We start from the raw sequence: 17,690 nt of genomic DNA on the forward strand, positions 1-17,690 counted from the left end.
TAAGCGGGAGGGCGGGGCTTCGCGCTAGAATCGCGGGCACCCGCCTTTTCCGTTTCCAGACAAACTGACGACCGATGAACAACGACTCCGCGATGCTGCGCCGCGAGCGCTCCCTGCTGGTTCTGCTTAGCCTGATCTGCCTCGCCCTCGTGGGCGGTGCGTTGTACCTGCAGTTTTTCCTGCACGAAGACCCATGCCCGCTGTGCATCATCCAGCGCTACTTCTTCCTGCTGATCGCGATCTTCGCGTTCCTCGGCGCGCGCTTTAACAACTGGCGCGGCGTGCGCCTGCTCGAAGTGCTCGCGGCGCTGTCCGCGCTCGCCGGCATCGTGACCGCGGTCCGGCACGTCTACGTGCAGGCGAATCCGGGCTTCAGCTGCGGCTTCGACGCGCTGCAGCCGGTCGTGGACAGCCTGCCGCCCGCGCATTGGCTGCCGGGCGTGTTCAAGGTCGCCGGCCTGTGCGAAACCGCCTATCCGCCGATTCTCGGCCTTACGCTGCCGATGTGGTCGCTGGTCGGGTTCGTCGTCGCGTTTCTTGCGCTTGTATTGAGCCTGGTTCGCAACCGCCGCCGCATTAGCTGAGTCGGGCCGACCTGGTTGGACGGGGGCGGGCGCTGCCGGGGTTGGTGTTCGGGTTGGCGTCCGGTTTGCCGGCCCTCGCACTATCTCCGTTGTTCGCGCTGTCCCGGCTGTTTCCGCCGTTCCCGCTGTTCCCGCCCTCGCCTCCCGCCGGTGCGCCGGCCTCCCCGCACCGTCTTTCCCCCCCACGCAACTTCCCGCCGCCGCGCGAATCGTATAAAGGGCATGACTGCCGCCGAATAAGCTTCATGTGATCCGGGAAATATTTTCTGGACCGCGTAGTGCTATTGTCGGATATGGATGGCGATCTACGTGCGCGAGGCCGGCTTCGGCGACCCCATGCGTAACGCGCGCCCGGTCCGCAATGTCTTCCGGTTCTCTATGACAACGCAAACCATCCGCTTCTATCACCAGGGGTCCGTCCGCGAGGTCGCGGGCGTCCCGGCAACGCGCACCGTGCTCCAGCACCTGCGTGAGGACCTCCGCTGCACCGGCACCAAGGAAGGTTGCGCGGAAGGCGATTGCGGCGCGTGCACGGTCGTGATCGGCGAACTCGACGCGCGTGGCGGCCTCGCGCTGAAGGCGGTCAACGCCTGCATCCAGTTCCTGCCGACGCTCGACGGCCGCGCCCTCTTCACCGTCGAAGACCTGCGCGCCGCCAACGGCGCGCTGCATCCGGTGCAGCAGGCGCTGGTTGACTGCCACGGTTCGCAATGCGGCTTCTGCACGCCCGGCTTCGTGATGTCGATGTGGGCGCTCTACGAAAACCAGCCGGCGGGCGCTGGCCTGCCGACCCGCGACGAAATCAACGCCGCGCTGTCCGGCAATCTGTGCCGCTGCACCGGCTACCGGCCGATTATCGACGCCGCGCAAAAGATGTTCGACTACGCGCAGCACCCGCGCGTCGCGCTCGACCGCGAGGCGGTCGTGGCAACGCTGCGCACGCTGCAACGCGGCGACACCTTCGAGTACAGCGCGCCCGACGCACGCGGCGCCGCGTTCGGATCCTCGACCTTTCACGCCCCGCTCACGCTCGACGCGTTCGCGACGCTGCGCGCGCGACACAGCGCTGCACGCATCGTCGCGGGCAGCACCGACGTCGGCCTGTGGGTCACCAAGCAGTTCCGCGATCTCGGCGACATGCTGTACGTCGGCAACGTCGCCGAACTGAAGACGCTCGCGCGCGACGCGCAGACGCTGACGATCGGCGCGGCCGTCACGCTCGAAGACGCGTTCGCGGCGCTCGCCGCCGATTACCCCGAACTCGCCGAGATGTGGACACGCTTCGCATCGCGGCCGATCCGCAATGCCGGCACGCTCGGCGGCAATGTCGCGAACGGCTCGCCGATCGGCGATTCGATGCCCGCGCTGCTCGCGCTCGGCGCCGAAGTCGTGCTGCGCCGCGAGCGCGCGACGCGCACGCTACCGCTCGACGCGTTCTATGCCGGTTATCAGAAAACCGCGCTCGCGGCGGGCGAATTCGTCATGGCGCTGCGCGTGCCGCGCCCGGCAGGCGATCTGCGCTTTCGCACCTACAAGGTGTCGAAACGCTACGACCAGGACATCTCGGCGGTGTGCGCGGCGTTTGCGCTGCGCATCGGCGAAAATGGCGAGAGTCATGGCGAAATTCGCGGCGAAAGTCACAGCGAGAATCACGGCGAAGCGCGCAGCGAAATTCGCTCCGCCCGCATCGCGTTCGGCGGCATGGCGGCCACGCCGAAGCGGGCCGCGCAAACCGAGGCGGTGCTCAACGGCGCGGCATGGAGCGAATCGACCGTGCGCCGCGCGATGGACGCGCTCGCCGCCGATTACCAGCCGCTTACCGACATGCGCGCATCGAGCGCGTACCGGCTGAAAGTCGCGCGCAATCTGCTGTGGCGCTTCTATCTCGAAACGCGCGACGATGCACCGCTCGCGCTGTGCGACGTGAATGCGTTCGCGTTCGAAGCGGCGGTGCCAGGCGTATCGGGTACACTCGACGCGCCCGTCGCGAAGGAGGCGCCGTGATGAACCGCACCGATGCCTTTATCGAACGCACAGGCGGCCCGTTTGCCGATTCCCACGGCAACGCGCAAGGCAACGCACAAGGCAACGCACACGCTACCGGGCAAAACGACGCATCGATCGGCGTCCCCCTGCCGCACGAATCGGCCGCGCTGCACGTGAGCGGCGAAGCGGCCTACACCGACGACATCGCCGAGCTGCACGGCACGCTGCACGCGGCGCTCGGCCTCTCGCGCCACGCGCATGCGCGGATCGTTTCGATGGATCTCGACGCGGTCAGAAACGCACCCGGCGTCATCGCGGTGCTGACCGCCGACGACATCCCCGGTGAAAACAATTGCGGCCCCGTGCTGCACGACGATCCGATTCTCGCCGACGGCGAAGTGCTGTATCTCGGCCAGCCGGTATTCGCCGTGATCGCCGAGACTCACGAACTCGCGCGCCGCGCGGCCGCGCTCGCGCACAGCGGCGACGTGCTGCGCTATGAGCCGCTCGACGCGATTCTCAGCGTGGCCGACGCGAAGGCCGCGAAACAATTCGTGCTGCCGCCGCTGCATCTGCGGCGCGGCGAGCCCGACGCGCAAATCGCCGGCGCGCCGCATCGCCTGAGCGGCCGGTTCGAAGTGGGCGGCCAGGAGCAGTTCTATCTCGAAGGCCAGATCGCCTACGCGGTGCCGAAGGAAATGGACGGCATGCTCGTCTACAGCTCGACGCAGCATCCGAGCGAAATGCAGCAGGTCGTCGCGCATATGCTCGCCTGGCCCGCGCACAACGTCTTGTGCGAATGTCGGCGCATGGGCGGCGGCTTCGGCGGCAAGGAATCGCAATCGGCCCTCTTTGCGTGCGTGGCCGCGCTCGCCGCGCAGCGCCTGCGCCGGCCGGTCAAGCTGCGCGCCGATCGCGACGACGACTTCATGATTACCGGCAAGCGCCACGACGCGCTCTACGAATACGAAGCGGGTTTCGACGACAGCGGGCGCCTGCTCGGCGTGCGCGTCGAGATCGCATTGCGCGCGGGCTACTCCGCCGATCTCTCCGGCGCGGTCGCGACGCGCGCGGTGTGCCACTTCGACAACGCGTACTACCTGTCCGACGTCGATATCGTCGCGCTGTGCTGCAAGACGAATACGCAGTCGAACACCGCGTTTCGCGGCTTCGGCGGCCCACAGGGCGCGCTCGTGATGGAAGTGCTGCTCGATGGCATCGCGCGCGAGTTGCAGCTCGATCCGCTCGACGTGCGGCTCGCGAACTACTACGGCATCGGCGAGCGCGATACGACACCATACGGTCAGCGCGTCGAAGACAACATCATCGCGCCGCTCACCGAAGCGCTGCTCGATTCGAGCGGCTATCGCGCACGCCGCGCGGCACTCGCCGAATTCAATGCGAAGAGCCCGGTGCTCAAGCGCGGTCTCGCGTTTTCGCCGGTCAAGTTCGGCATCTCGTTCAACGTGCCGTTTCTGAATCAGGCCGGCGCGCTCGTCCACGTGTACAAGGACGGCTCGGTGCTCGTCAATCACGGCGGCACCGAGATGGGCCAGGGGCTCAACACGAAGGTCGCGCAGGTGGTCGCGAATCAGTTCGGCTTGCCGCTGTCGCGCGTGCGCGTGACGGCCGCCGATACGTCGAAGGTCGCCAACACGTCGGCGACCGCGGCCTCCACCGGCAGCGATCTGAACGGCAAGGCCGCGGAAGCGGCGGCGCAAACGATCCGCGTGCGGCTCGCCGAACTCGCTGCGCAACAACTCGGCGGTCAGGCGGGCGATGTACAGTTCGCGCACGGCACCGTGTCCGCGAACGGCGGCGCGATGCCGTTCGAACAGCTCGTCAACGCCGCGTATCTGGCACGCGTGCAGTTGTGGTCGGACGGTTTCTACTCGACGCCGAAGGTGCATTGGAATGCGCAAACGCTGATCGGTCATCCGTTCTATTACTTCGCGTATGGCGCGGCGGTGTCGGAAGTCGTGATCGACACGCTGACCGGCGAATGGAAGCTCGTGCGTGCGGACGTGCTGCATGATGCGGGCCAGTCGATCAATCCGGCCATCGATCTCGGCCAGGTCGAAGGCGGCTTCATTCAGGGCATGGGCTGGCTCACGAGCGAGGAATTGTGGTGGAACCGCGAGGGCCGCCTGATGACGCACGCGCCGTCCACGTACAAGATTCCCGCGGTCAGCGACACGCCCGCCGCGTTCCACGTGCGGCTCTACGAGAACAACAACGCGGAGCCGACCGTGTTCCGCTCGAAAGCGGTCGGCGAGCCGCCGTTGCTGCTGCCGTTCTCGGTGTTCCTTGCGATCCGCGATGCGATCGCCGCCGCGGTGCCGGGTGCGCAGCATGCTCCGCCATTGCGGGCGCCGGCCACGCCCGAGGCGATACTCGATGCGCTAGAGGCGTTGCAGAGCGGGAACCCGGGCACGCCCGCGGCCGAGTCCGCGAACGAATCCGCAGCCGAGTCCGCAGCCGAATCCGAAACATCATCCGCAAGCGCCAACGGCCGCACGCAACCCGCCGCACGGACACCCCGCGCGGCCCCGAATGGAGAACCGCCGGATGCAAGCCTGGCTCACTGACCTGCAACAACTGCTCACCCATGGCGACGCCGCCGTGCTCGTGACCGTCGCACGCGTCGAGGGTTCGGCGCCGCGCGAGGCCGGCACGAAGATGATCGTCACGCGCGAAGCGGCGAAGCACACGATCGGCGGCGGCCACCTCGAATGGAAGGCGATCGAGACCGCGCGCCAGGTGCTGCGCGACGGCATGCGCGCGCCGCACACGCGCCGGCTCGAACGCTTCGCGCTTGGACCGAGCCTCGGCCAGTGCTGCGGCGGCGCGGTGGTTCTCGCGTTCGAGCGGCTCGACATCGGCGATCTCGGCTGGATCACGTCGCTCGTGAAGCGGCTCGCGGCGGGTCAATCGACGGTGCGTAGCATATCATTCGGCCCCGCCCCCGATGCGGTGATGCTGTCCGACCCCGAGCCCGGCATCCACACCGCCGACTGCCTGCTCTGGGACGGTGCCGGTTTCGACGACAGCAGCGCGCTGCTCACCGAAACGATCGCGCCCGGCGAGTTCGCCGTCGTGCTGTTCGGCGCCGGCCACGTCGGCGCGGCGCTCGTGCGCGTGCTCGCGACGCTGCCGTGCACGGTGCGCTGGGTCGACGAACGTGACGCGCAGTTTCCGCCGCCCGCGGCCCTCGCAGCACTGCATGCGCCGAACGTGACGATCGACGCCAACGACGCGCCCGACGAGGCGATCGACCAAGCCGCGCCGAATACGTACTTCGTCGTGATGACGCACAACCACACGCTCGATCTCGAACTGGCCGAGCGCATCCTGCGGCGCGGCGACTTCGCGTTCTTCGGCATGATCGGCTCGCACAGCAAGCGCAAGCAGTTCGAGCACCGGCTCGCGGCGCGCGGCATCGATCCGTCGCAGATCGCGCGGATGAAGTGCCCGCTCGGCGTCGACGGCATCGTCGACAAGTCGCCCGAGATCATTGCGATTTCGGCGGCCGCGCAGGTGCTGCAGGCCGTCGAGGCGAACGCGGGTGCGCGCCGCGCGGCGCAGACGGTCTGAAGCGGCGCGCGACAGCCGGACCGGCGGGCGCGTTGCCCTTTATTGGCATCCCAATTTGCACCCCATTGGCACCCTCATTGACCTCGACACCCGCTCCAACAGAATCCATAACGAAGATGAATACCGCCACCGCTACCCCGCCCCCGCTCGCCGACAAAACCGCGCGAGCCCCGAAGGCCGAGCTGCACATTCACATCGAAGGCTCGCTCGAACCCGAACTGATCTTCGCGCTCGCGCAGCGCAACGGCGTGAAGCTCGGCTACGACTCCGTCGAAGCGCTGCGCGCCGCGTACGCGTTCACCGACCTGCAATCGTTCCTCGACATCTACTACGCGGGCGCAAGCGTGCTGCTGCACGAGCAGGACTTCTACGACATGACGATGGCCTACGTCGAACGGTGCCTGGCCGACAACGTGATCCACAGTGAAATCTTCTTCGATCCGCAGACGCACACCGAGCGCGGCGTCCCGATCGCAACGGTCGTGGCCGGCATCGAACGCGCGCTCGCCGACGCGCAACAGCGCGGCATGTCGAGCAAGCTGATTCTGTGCTTCCTGCGGCATCTGTCCGAAGAAGACGCGCTCGCCACCTTCGAGGAAGCGCTGCCGCTCTTCGAGCAGTACAGGCACCGGTTGATCGGCGTCGGTCTCGATTCGTCCGAGCGCGGCCATCCGCCTTCCAAGTTCGAACGCGTGTTCGCGAAGGCGCGCGCGCTCGGCCTGAAACTCGTCGCGCACGCGGGCGAGGAAGGCCCGCCCTCGTATATCTACGAAGCGCTCGACGTGCTCAAGGTGGATCGCGTCGATCACGGCGTGCGCAGCATCGAAGACCCGGCGCTCGTCTCGCGGCTTGCCGACACGCGCGTCGCGCTGACCGTGTGCCCGCTGTCGAACCTCAAGCTCTGCGTGTTCGACGACCTGACCAAACACACGCTGAAGGACCTGCTCGATCGCGGCGTCGCGGTGACCGTGAATTCCGACGACCCGGCCTACTTCGGCGGCTACGTGAACGCGAACTATCTGGCGACGATCGATGCGTTGAAGCTCGGCGACGCCGAGGTCTACACGATCATCCGCAACGGCTTTGAAGCGTCGTTCGTGACGCCCGAGGAACGCAGTGCGCTGATCGCGAAGCTCGACGCGCACTGGCAGCAGAGCCGTGCGCACTGACGCGGCTTTGACCGAGAGGCTTTGATTCGAAAGCTTTGATTCAAAAGCATCGACTCGAATGCATTAACTCAAACGGATTAACCCAAAGGCTTTAACCGGCGGCCGGCGGCAACGGTCGCGTTCGCGAAAAATCGTGAAGCCCTCACGAACCCGCGCGAACGCAGGCCTTGCCGCCGTGCTCGCCGCCCAGCTTTCTACATCAGGAGACAGTTTTCCCATGACCGAATCGGCTCACACCGCGCCCGCGGCGCAAACGGCATTCCGCGCACAACTGCTGACCTTCAACGGCGATCCCGCGCACTCGCCCAACGCGACGGTTTTCCACGAAGACGGCCTGCTGATCGTCGAAGACGGCCGCGTCGTCGCGGCGGACGCGTATGCCACGCTCGCGGCGCGGCTCGCGCCGGGCACGCAGATCGTGGACCGGCGCGACAAGCTGATCGTGCCGGGCTTCATCGACACGCACATCCACTATCCGCAGACCGACATGATCGCGTCGCCGGCACCCGGGTTGCTGCCGTGGCTCGACACGTACACGTTTCCGACCGAGCGCCGCTTCGCCGATTCCGCGTACGCGCGCGATACCGCGAGCTTTTTCGTCGACGAACTGCTCGCGTGCGGCACGACCACCGCGCTCGTGTACTGCACGGTGCACAAGGAATCGGCCGACGCGCTTTTCGCCGAGAGCGAGGCGCGCAATCTGCGCATGGTCGCGGGCAAGGTGTTGATGGACCGCAACTGCCCCGAGTTCCTGCGCGACACCGCGCAATCGGGCTACGACGACAGCGCCGAGCTGATCGGCCGCTGGCACAAGCGCGGGCGCCAGATGTACGCGCTCACGCCGCGCTTCGCGCCGACCTCGACCGAAGCGCAGCTCGAAGCGTGCGGCGCGCTCGCTCGCCTGCATCCGGACATCTTCATCCAGAGCCACGTCGCGGAAAACACCGACGAAGTGAAATGGGTCGCCGACCTGTTCCCCGGTCACCGCAGCTATCTGGACATCTACGATCACTACGGGCTCCTGCGCCGCCGCGCCGTGTACGGCCACTGCATCCACCTCGACGAGGAAGACCGCAAACGCATGGCGCAAACCGGCGCGCTCGCCTCGCATTGCCCGACCTCGAACCTGTTCCTCGGCAGCGGCCTGTTCGATTTCGACAAAGCCGACGCGGCCGGCATGCCGATCGCGCTCGCGACGGACGTCGGCGGCGGCACGTCGTTCTCGATGCTGCAAACGATGAACGAAGCGCACAAGGTCGCGCGTCTGGGCGGCCATCATCTGACGGCCACGCGCATGTTTTATCTGGCCACCGCGGGCGCGGCCGCGGCGCTCGATCTCGCGGACCACGTCGGCACGCTGCGGCCACACACCGAAGCGGACTTCGTCGTGCTCGATCCGCAGGCGACGTCGCTGCTCGCGCGCCGCACCGGTCGGCGCGAATCGCTCGAAGAACTGCTGTTCGCGTTCGCGCTGCTCGGTGACGACCGTGCGGTGTACGAAACGTATGCGGCGGGCAAGCGCGTGCATCGTCGCGACGATGCGCGCCAGCGCGCGGCGGGAGGCGCGAGGATCGCGGCTTGATTGCCACATGAGCGCCGCGTGACCCGGCCGCGGTTGGATCGCGCTTCGACCTCTCGCCCTGCAGGACAAAACGGCGCTTCGTGATCGAAGCGCCGTTTTTTTGGTTCTTCGCCGATCTGCGGGAAGATGCACGCACCCCAAGCTTATTGGAATCATTGGAACGTTCAATTGTTCTTTTCGAGCCGAACAGGCCAAGATCGGGTCATACGATACGGCTGCGTGATACCGGCCGGTCAACATGAGGCCAGCGACTGCGTGGATCGAACCCGAGGATTGACATGAGCACAGCGGAAGGACAAATGGGGATCACGGCGCGCGCATCACGAGGGATGGCGGGTGTGCTGGCGGGCCGCGACCATCGCTGGACCTCGAAGCTGCTGTTCGCCGGACCGGCTGTCGTCGCGTCGATCGCGTACATGGATCCGGGCAATTTTGCGACCAACATTCAGGCGGGAGCCAGATACGGCTACTCATTGCTTTGGGTCGTACTCGCCGCGAATCTCATTGCAATGCTGTTTCAGGCGTTGTCGGCCAAACTCGGCATCGTCACCGGGCGCAATCTTGCGGAGCTGAGCCGCGAGCACTTTCCTGCGCCGGTTGTCCTCGGGATGTGGGCTATCAGCGAGATAGCCGCGATGGCGACCGACCTCGCCGAGTTCCTCGGCGGGGCAATCGGCTTGTCGCTGCTTTTTCACATACCGCTGCTGTTCGGCATGGTCATCACCGGCGTTGTGACATACGCCATTCTGATGGGTGAGAAGCAGGGTTTTCGCCCTCTCGAGTTGATAATCGGCGGCCTCGTGGCGGCCGTTGCGTTGTCGTACGTCATCGAGCTGCTGATCGTTCAGGTTGCGTGGCCCGCCGTGGTGACCGGAACATTCGTGCCCCGATTGCAAGGCCCCGGTGCGCTATCCGTTGCAGTCGGCATTCTCGGTGCGACGGTGATGCCGCACGCGATCTATCTGCATTCAGGGCTGACGCAGCATCGCACCCGGGCGAACAACGACGTGGAGCGCAGCAAGCTCGTCCGGTTCTCGAATGTCGAGGTCCTGATCGCGCTTACGGTGGCGGGGCTCGTCAATATGGCGATGGTCATCATGGCTTCGGGCGCATTCCACGCGGGACACCCCGACGTGGCGGAAATCGAAACGGCCTATCACAGCCTGACACCGCTGCTTGGCGCCGCGGCAGCCGGAATTTTTCTTGTCTCTCTGCTGGCCTCCGGCATCTCGAGTTCAGTGGTCGGGACGATGGCCGGCCAGATGATCATGCAAGGTTTCACGGGCTTTCACATCCCGGCCTGGATTCGCCGGCTGGTGACGATGGTCCCGTCGTTCATCGTCGTCGCGCTCGGTCTGAATGCAACCGATGCGCTGGTCTACAGCCAGGTGGTACTGAGTTTCGCGCTGCCCGTGCCGATGATCGCGCTGGTGATCCTGACGTCGCGCCGCGACGTCATGGGCGCCTTCGCGAATCGCCGATGGGTGGCCGGCACCGCGATGGCCGGCACGGTCGTCATTCTCGCCCTCAATGCGGTCCTGTTGCTGCAGACTTTTGGCGTGACGATACCGGGGCTGTGAGAGCGCGGCTTGAGGGTGCGGCTTGAGGGTGCATTACGCGCGTGCGCATGGGTGAAATTGAAAGCCTGGGTCGCTATAGTTATCCGAGCAACGCAAGGCGACCGGGGTTCGAGGGAGCGTTAGCGTCAACTTTCCAATTGCATGCGCCCATGAATTTTTCTCGTCGTAAATGGCTTGAGCAAAGCTTCGCCGTACCATTGAGCTTCACTCTGTCGCCGCTTCTTTCAGTCGTTTCCAAGGCAGCGGATGCTGCCGCCACCGAACCGGCGCTCGCCATAGTCATGAATTCCGGCGAAGCGAGCGTCTCCGTCATCGACATGGCGACGCGCCAGGTCGTCCGCACGCTGCCGACACTGCGTGAACCCAGCCACTGGGCGCTGACGCCGGATCGCAGCAAGCTCTACATCGCCGACGCAAGCGGCAACGCGCTCTTCATCGTCGATCCGCGCACCGGTACGGCAATCGGTCACAAGACGATCGCGGACCCTTATCAGCTTGGCTTCAGTCCCGACCGCCGCTATCTGGTCGTCAACGCGCTGCGACTGAACTATGTCGATATTTATCGGGCCGACGACCTGACGCTGGTGAAGCGCTTCGAGGCCGGCAAGATGCCGAGTCATCTCGATTTCGCACCGGATTCGCGTACGAGCTTCAGTTCGATGCAGGAGTCCGACACGCTCGTCGCGTTCGACCTGAACAACATGACGGTGCGCTGGACGTCGAAAGTGGGCGCCACGCCCGCCGGCGTGCTGTGGCACAACGGCAAGGTTCTCGTCTGCGTGATGGGGGCCGACCACGTCGCCGAGGTCGACCCGGTGGATGGCAAGGTGCTGCGCAAAATCAAGACGGGCGTCGGCCCGCACAACATCTTCCTGACGCCGGACGGCAAGACGCTCTACGTGAGCAACCGGATCGGCGGCTCGCTGGTCGCGCTCGATCCCGTCACTTACGAACTCCGCCGCACCTACCCGTTCCGTGCCGCGGGGCCCGACGACGTGAGCGTTGGACCGGACGGCAAGCTGTGGGTGACGCTGCGTTTTCGCGAACAGGTGGCGGTGCTCGATCCGCTCAGCGGCAACTACGGGACGATCGAGGTGGGCCGCTCGCCGCACGGCATTTTCCTCTCGACCGAGCTTAGCCGGCCCGGCCTGATTACCGCCGAAACCCTGTAACAGGCAGGCTCGCGATGCTGACATTCATCGACAGGTTCTTCAACATGCTCGCCGGCGAGATCGACCAGTACCTCGTCTTGCCGATGCTCTATCACTTCGGCTGGATGCAGTGGGAGGAGCTTTCGTTCGACTGGGCGCTCATCTGCGTCTACGGCTTCTTCGCGGTCGTCGTGACATACGCGGTGTGCTGGCCGCTCGAAGCCTTCTTCCCGATCGAACACTGGAAGGACCGCAAAGCGGTTGTGACCGACGCGTTCTATACGGTCCTCAACCGCGTCGGCGTGCTGCCGGTCGTCAGCTTCCTCCTGTTCTACCAGGCGCAGGTATGGGTCAACGGTTTCGTCGTCGGTCTCGGCTATATTCCGCCGACGCTCGAAACGATCTTTCCGGCGCTGCTCGGGCGCCCGGTCGTCACGTTCATCTGCTATGCGCTGATTCTCGATTGCGCCGATTACTGGCGACACCGGCTTTCCCACTCGTTCCGGAGCTGGTACGCGCTGCACGCCCTGCACCACGCGCAGCGGCAGATGAGCTTCTGGTCCGACGACCGCAACCACCTGCTCGACGACCTCATCGCCGGCCTGTGGTTCGGCATTGTCGGCCTTGCGATCGGAATTCCGCCTTTGCAGTTCCCGCTGCTGTTTTTGTTCATGCGGTTCATCGAAAGCCTGAGCCATGCGAACATCAAGCTCTCGTTCGGCTGGCTCGGCGACCGGCTGCTGGTTTCGCCGCGCTTTCACCGTCTGCATCATGGCCTGCGTGCGGCCGGCCGCAACTCGTGCAATTACGGCGCGGTGTTCCCGTTCTGGGACATGCTGTTCGGCACGGCCGACTTCTCGAACGAGTATCCGCCGACCGGCGACAAGCGTGCTCCGGAATCGATGGCGACAGGCGGCTATCTCGCGCAGCAATTGGGGGGCTTGCGGTTCTTCCTCGACGAATACCGGGCTGCTTCGCGAAGTGCGCGGCGTGGTTCATGACGCAGTCGATCAGCGGCCTCGCCACGCGAGTGTGTGCCGGCGCTGCGCTCAGCCCGCCTTGCACACCTCGTGCAGCGCATTAAGCCGCCTGACCGGATCGGCGACATACGGATTCGATTCGTCCCACGCATAGCCGGCGAGCACCGCGCAGATCATGCGCCGGATCGACGGCGTCTGCTCCGGGTAGTAGATGATGTCCTGCAACTCGCCCGTGTACCAGCGCTCGACGAACGCGCGAAACGTATCGATCCCTTTGCGTAACGGCACGTCGTAATCGGCGGACCAGTCGACCGTTGCGCCGTCGAGTTGCCGGTTCAGCGTGTGCGCGGCGAGATGCGCGGAGCGCAGCGCGATCGTCACGCCCGACGAAAACACCGGGTCGAGAAATTCCCCCGCGTTGCCGAGCAGCGCATAACCGGGACCATGCAGACGCGCGACGTTCGCCGCGTAACCGCCGATCTGCCGCACCGGCATCAGGAACGGCGCGGCTCCGATCAGCCGGTTCAGCGTCGGCTCCTGCTGGATCAGCGCGCGCAGCGTCGCGTCGCGCTGCGCTTCCTGCACGTCGAGAAAACTCGCCTCGGCGACACACCCCACCGACGAGCGGCCGCCCGCGAGCGGAATCATCCAGAACCACACGTCGCGGCGCTCGGGATGCGTCGCGACGCAAATCTTGTTGCGATCGGCTGCATCGAGCGCGAGACCGTCGCGCACGTGCGTGAAGATCGCGGCGCGCGCCGGCATGCGCGTCGGCGTTTCGAGATTCAGCAGGCGCGGCAGCACGCGCCCGAAACCGCTCGCATCGAGCACGAAGCGCGCTTCGACCTGATATGTGCGATCCGCTTCATCGGCTACGTCGAGCACCGGCGTCGCGCCCGTTTGCACCGCGCGCACCGTGTGGCCGAAACGCACGTCGGCGCCCTGCGCGGCCGCGCAGCGAATCAGCACGTCGTCGAACACCGCGCGCTCGACCTGATACGTGGTGCCCCAGCCGGGCGAATGCTTGTCGCGGAAATCGAACGACGCGGTCTGGTCGCGATAGACAAAATACGCGCCGTTCTTGTGCTGGAAACCGGCCTCGACGACGGCCTGCAGCATGCCGGCCTCTTCGAGGTACGCCATGCTTTGCGGCAGCAGACTCTCGCCGATCGAAAAGCGCGGGAAATGCTGACGCTCGAGCACGAGCACCGAACGGCCAGCCTTGCGCAACAGCGCGGCAGCGACCGCGCCAGCCGGGCCCGCGCCGATGATCGCGACGTCGGCCACCGTGCGCTCTAATGAATCGCTATTCAAATCTCTGCTCCAACGGTTGGCATGCGTGGTGCCACGCATGCGGGATTTGCCTGCTTCGCGCGATCAGACGCCTCGCCACGCTTCGAACATCAGGCTCGCGCAACAGCCGCCGAACCCGAATGAAACCGACATCGCCGTCTCGATGCGTGCGTCGCGCGCGCTGCGCACGAGCGGCATGCCGAGCATTTCGGGCTCCTGCGCATCGATTGCCGCCGTTCCTGCGATAAAGCCGTCGCGCATCATCAGCAGCGTATAGATCGCTTCGTGCGCGCCGCATGCGCCGAGCGAATGTCCGGTCATGCCCTTGGTCGACGAAAACGCCGGCATGCCTTCAGTGGATGCGCCGAACACGTCGCGCAACGCGCGCAGTTCCTCGATGTCGCCAAGCGGTGTCGACGGCGCATGTGTATTCACGTAGTCGGGGCGGCGGCCCGCCTCGGCGAGCGCGCCGCGCATCGCGCGCGCGATGCCGGCCGCACGCGGCGCGACCATGCCGGCGCGATCGGTGCAATCGGTGCAATCGCCGAAGCCACTCAACTCGGCGTAAATGCGCGCGCCGCGCGCCAACGCGTGATCGAGCGCCTCGAGCACGAGCACCCCGCCACCCGACGCGATCACGAAACCGTCGCGCTGCGTGTCGTACGGACGCGAGGCGTGCTGCGGCGTGTCGTTGAAGCGGCGCGACAATGCGCTCATCGCGTCGAACATCAGCGTCACGTTGTCGTGCAGTGCTTCGCTGCCGCCCGCGAGCACGATCTGCTGACGGCCGGTCTGGATCAACTGCATCGCCTGGCCGATGGCAAGCGCCGACGTCGTGCACGCCGACGACGGCGAGTAGCTGACGCCCTCGAGCCCGAACATCTGCGCGACGTTGGCCGACGCGGTGCTGCTCATCACCTGCGGCACCGTGTAGGGCGGCACCTTGTCGACGCCGCGTGTGTGCGCTATCGCAAGCGCCGCTTCGTAGCTCGACATAGCGCCGACGCCCGAACCGATCACCGCGCCCGCGCGCGGCGAATGCAGTGCCTCAGGCGCGAGCCCCGCATCGTCGATTGCGCGCCGCGCCGCGTGGCAGGCAAAGCGCGCGGTGTCGCCCATGAAGCGCTCGAGCTTGCGCTCGAACGGCACTTCATGGGCGACCGACGCGACGCCCGCGACCTGCGACGCGAAACCGCGCTCGCGCCACGCGTCGACGCGCGTGATGCGCGAGCGGCCCGCGCGCAGTGCGGCCGAAACTTCGTCGAGCGTATTGCCGAGACACGACACGATGCCCATGCCGGTCACGACGACGCGTTGCAGTGCGACGCTCATCGGACGCGCCGGAAAATCAGCGACGTGTTGATGCCGCCGAACGCGAAGTTGTTGCTCATCACGTAGTCGGCGTCGATCTCGCGCGCGCCGCCGACGATGTAATCGAGCGGCGCGCAGGCCGGATCGACGTTGTCGAGGTTGAGCGTCGGCACGTACCAGTTGCGCTTCATCATCTCGATGGTCCACCATGCTTCGATCGCGCCGCACGCACCGAGCGTGTGGCCGATATAGCTCTTGAGAGAACTGATCGGCACGCGCGCGCCGAAGGTCCGCGCGCTCGCCTGGCTTTCGGCGATGTCGCCGCGATCAGTCGCGGTGCCGTGCGCGTTCACGTAGGCAATCGCCTCGGGCGTGAGCCGTGCGTCCTGCAGCGCGAGCTGCATCGCGAGCGCCATCGTTTCGGCGGTCGGCTGCGTCATGTGCGCGCCGTCCGAGTTGCAGCCGAAACCGACGATCTCCGCATGAATTCGCGCGCCACGCGCGAGCGCATGTTCGTACTCTTCGAGCACGAGCGTGGCCGCGCCCTCGCCGACCACGAGACCGTCGCGCGCGGCATCGAACGGACGCGGCGTCAGATGCGGCTCGTCGTTGCGCGTGCTGGTCGCATAGAGCGTGTCGAACACGGCGACCGCCGGACCCGACAGTTCCTCCGCGCCGCCCGCGAACATCAGCGTCTGCTTGCCCGACTGGATCGCCTCGTACGCGTAACCAATCGCCTGGCTGCCCGACGCGCATGCGCACGAAGTCGGGATGATGCGGCCTTTGAGATCCCAGAACAGGCTCACGTTGACGGCCGTGGTATGCGGCATCATCTGCACGTAACTGTTCGATGTGACGTTGCTCATCGAGCCGGTTTCGAGCATCGTGCCGAATGCGCGGATCGGCTGCACCGAGCCCGACGACGAGCCATACGCAACGCCCATGCGGCCATCGGCGATGCTCGCGTCGTTGGCGAGGCCCGCATCGGCGAGCGCGAGTTCGCTCGCGCGCACCGAGTACAGCGAGACCGGCCCCATCGAGCGCACCTTCTTGCGCGGATAATGCGCGGGCAGCGCAAATTCGGGCAGCGGACACGCGATGCGTGTGTGCAGCGATTCGAAGTAGTCCCACTCGGGCATGCGGCGCACCGCGTTTTCGCCGCGTTTCAGACGCGCTTCGATCGCGTCCCAGCTATCGCCGAGCGCGGTGACGCCGCCCATGCCGGTAATCACGACGCGCTTCATCAGACCATCCCGCCATTCACGCCGATCACCTGGCGCGTCACATACGACGCGCTATCGGACATCAGAAAGCTCACGACCGACGCCACCTCGGCAGGCTGGCCGACGCGGTTCATCGGCACGGCCTTCAGCGCATGTTCGAGCGTGACCTGTTCGAGCATGCCGGTTTCGATCAGGCCCGGCGCGACGCAATTGACCGTGATGTTGCGCGAGGCAAGCTCGGCCGCGAGCGCCTTGGTCGCGCCGATCAAACCCGCCTTCGCCGCGCTGTAGTTGACCTGGCCGCGGTTGCCCATCACGCCCGACACCGACGCGATCGTGACGATGCGCCCGCCCTTGCGCGCGCGCACCATCGGCATCGTGAGCGGATGCACGACGTTATAGAACGCGTCGAGTCCGGTCTCGATCACGATGTCCCAGTCTTCTTCCGTGAGCGCGGGAAATGCCGCGTCGCGCGTGACGCCCGCGCTGCAGACGATGCCGTAGTACGGACCGTGAGCGGCGACATCCGCTTCGAGCACTTCGCGGCAGACGGCACGCTCGCGCACGTCGAATTGCAGCACGCGCGCCGTGCCGCCCTGCGCGGCGATGCCCGTCACGACCGCCTCGGCTTCGCTGCGTCCGGTGCGGCAATGCACGGAGACCGCGAAGCCGTCGGCGGCCAGCTTGTACGCAATCGCGCGGCCGATGCCGCGGCTTGCGCCGGTAACGAGAACACGCCGGCTCATGAACTGATACTCCCTTCGATGAATGACTGGAAATCGGGCGGTTGATACACCTTGATGACGGCTTCGGCACAGCGCACGCCGCCTGCGTCGATCGTGCATTCGTAGGCGCTGTGGCCTTCCCCGCCGCGCAGCAACTCGCTCACGTGGACCGACAGACGCGCGCCGCTCCCGAAAACCGGCTGCAACGCCTGATAGCTGCGCGAGCCGAGCAGCACACCGTGACGCGCGTGGCCGCCGTTGCGTATCGCGAGCAGAGCGATGTGCGCGGCGATGGCCTGCGCCATCAGTTCGATACCGATCCATGCGGGCATCGCGCCGTCGGCGTCGGCGTCGGCGTACCACGCATGCGGATCGACGCTCGCGTGCGCGCTCAGCGTGGTTTCGTCGAACGCATCGACCGCGTCGATCAGCAGCATGCTGCCGCGATGCGGGATGATCGCTTCGATCGGTTGCCGCACGAGTTGCTCGACGGTGGTAAGCGAAGTCGTCAT

General features: G+C 66.1%; 14 protein-coding genes. 9 read left to right on the forward strand and 5 right to left on the reverse strand.

Going from position 1 to position 17,690, the window contains the following annotated elements; translation table 11 throughout:
• Positions 1-74: 74 nt before the first annotated feature.
• The 9 genes from B9Z01_RS04500 to B9Z01_RS04540 all read left to right on the forward strand — a co-directional run bounded on the left by B9Z01_RS04500 (position 75) and on the right by B9Z01_RS04540 (position 12,647).
• Positions 75-584 (forward strand): disulfide bond formation protein B, encoded by a 510-nt coding sequence (locus tag B9Z01_RS04500; protein ID WP_085481008.1) that lies wholly within the window; start codon positions 75-77, stop codon positions 582-584.
• A 378-nt stretch (positions 585-962) separates the two neighbouring features.
• The gene (xdhA, locus tag B9Z01_RS04505; RefSeq protein ID WP_208625849.1) at positions 963-2,588 is read left to right on the forward strand and encodes a xanthine dehydrogenase small subunit; all 1,626 of its coding nucleotides are present in this window, start codon (positions 963-965) and stop codon (positions 2,586-2,588) included.
• On the forward strand, positions 2,588-5,158 hold the full coding sequence (gene xdhB, locus B9Z01_RS04510; RefSeq protein ID WP_085481010.1) for a xanthine dehydrogenase molybdopterin binding subunit: 2,571 nt from the start codon (positions 2,588-2,590) through the stop codon (positions 5,156-5,158). The genes xdhA and xdhB overlap by 1 nt, the downstream gene beginning before the upstream one ends.
• Complete coding sequence (gene xdhC / locus B9Z01_RS04515) at positions 5,139-6,164, forward strand: xanthine dehydrogenase accessory protein XdhC (protein WP_085481011.1); 1,026 nt, start codon at positions 5,139-5,141, stop codon at positions 6,162-6,164. The genes xdhB and xdhC overlap by 20 nt, the downstream gene beginning before the upstream one ends.
• Positions 6,165-6,280: 116 nt before the next feature.
• On the forward strand, positions 6,281-7,333 hold the full coding sequence (locus tag B9Z01_RS04520; RefSeq protein WP_085481012.1) for an adenosine deaminase: 1,053 nt from the start codon (positions 6,281-6,283) through the stop codon (positions 7,331-7,333).
• A gap of 217 nt (positions 7,334-7,550) precedes the next feature.
• Positions 7,551-8,915, forward strand: coding sequence for a guanine deaminase (gene guaD, locus B9Z01_RS04525; protein ID WP_085481013.1), 1,365 nt, complete (start codon positions 7,551-7,553; stop codon positions 8,913-8,915).
• A gap of 278 nt (positions 8,916-9,193) precedes the next feature.
• Positions 9,194-10,495: an Nramp family divalent metal transporter gene (locus B9Z01_RS04530; RefSeq protein WP_085481014.1), complete on the forward strand. Its 1,302-nt coding sequence runs from the start codon at positions 9,194-9,196 to the stop codon at positions 10,493-10,495.
• Between the two features lie 149 nt (positions 10,496-10,644).
• Positions 10,645-11,667 carry a YVTN family beta-propeller repeat protein gene (locus tag B9Z01_RS04535; RefSeq protein WP_167387437.1) on the forward strand — a complete coding sequence of 341 codons (1,023 nt, stop codon included), beginning with the start codon at positions 10,645-10,647 and terminating at the stop codon, positions 11,665-11,667.
• A gap of 14 nt (positions 11,668-11,681) precedes the next feature.
• A complete protein-coding gene (locus B9Z01_RS04540) occupies positions 11,682-12,647 on the forward strand; it encodes a sterol desaturase family protein (protein ID WP_085481016.1) in 966 nt (321 codons plus the stop codon).
• A 48-nt stretch (positions 12,648-12,695) separates the two neighbouring features.
• Here the strand turns inward: B9Z01_RS04540 and B9Z01_RS04545 are convergent, their stop codons facing one another.
• The 5 genes from B9Z01_RS04545 to B9Z01_RS04565 form a co-directional block, all read right to left on the reverse strand.
• On the reverse strand, positions 12,696-13,940 hold the full coding sequence (locus tag B9Z01_RS04545; protein WP_085481017.1) for an NAD(P)/FAD-dependent oxidoreductase: 1,245 nt from the start codon (positions 13,938-13,940) through the stop codon (positions 12,696-12,698).
• 63 nt (positions 13,941-14,003) lie between these two features.
• The gene (locus B9Z01_RS04550) at positions 14,004-15,251 is read right to left on the reverse strand and encodes a beta-ketoacyl-[acyl-carrier-protein] synthase family protein (RefSeq protein ID WP_085481018.1); all 1,248 of its coding nucleotides are present in this window, start codon (positions 15,249-15,251) and stop codon (positions 14,004-14,006) included.
• Entirely contained in the window at positions 15,248-16,474 is a 1,227-nt protein-coding gene (locus tag B9Z01_RS04555) for a beta-ketoacyl-ACP synthase (protein WP_085481019.1), read from the reverse strand. The genes B9Z01_RS04550 and B9Z01_RS04555 overlap by 4 nt, the downstream gene beginning before the upstream one ends.
• Positions 16,474-17,199 (reverse strand): 3-ketoacyl-ACP reductase FabG2, encoded by a 726-nt coding sequence (locus B9Z01_RS04560; protein WP_085481020.1) that lies wholly within the window; start codon positions 17,197-17,199, stop codon positions 16,474-16,476. Before B9Z01_RS04560 ends, B9Z01_RS04555 begins: the two co-directional genes overlap by 1 nt.
• The gene (locus tag B9Z01_RS04565; protein ID WP_085481021.1) at positions 17,196-17,690 is read right to left on the reverse strand and encodes an ApeP family dehydratase; all 495 of its coding nucleotides are present in this window, start codon (positions 17,688-17,690) and stop codon (positions 17,196-17,198) included. The genes B9Z01_RS04560 and B9Z01_RS04565 overlap by 4 nt, the downstream gene beginning before the upstream one ends.

This window comes from Paraburkholderia susongensis, assembly GCF_900177725.1.
GTDB lineage: Bacteria > Pseudomonadota > Gammaproteobacteria > Burkholderiales > Burkholderiaceae > Paraburkholderia > Paraburkholderia susongensis.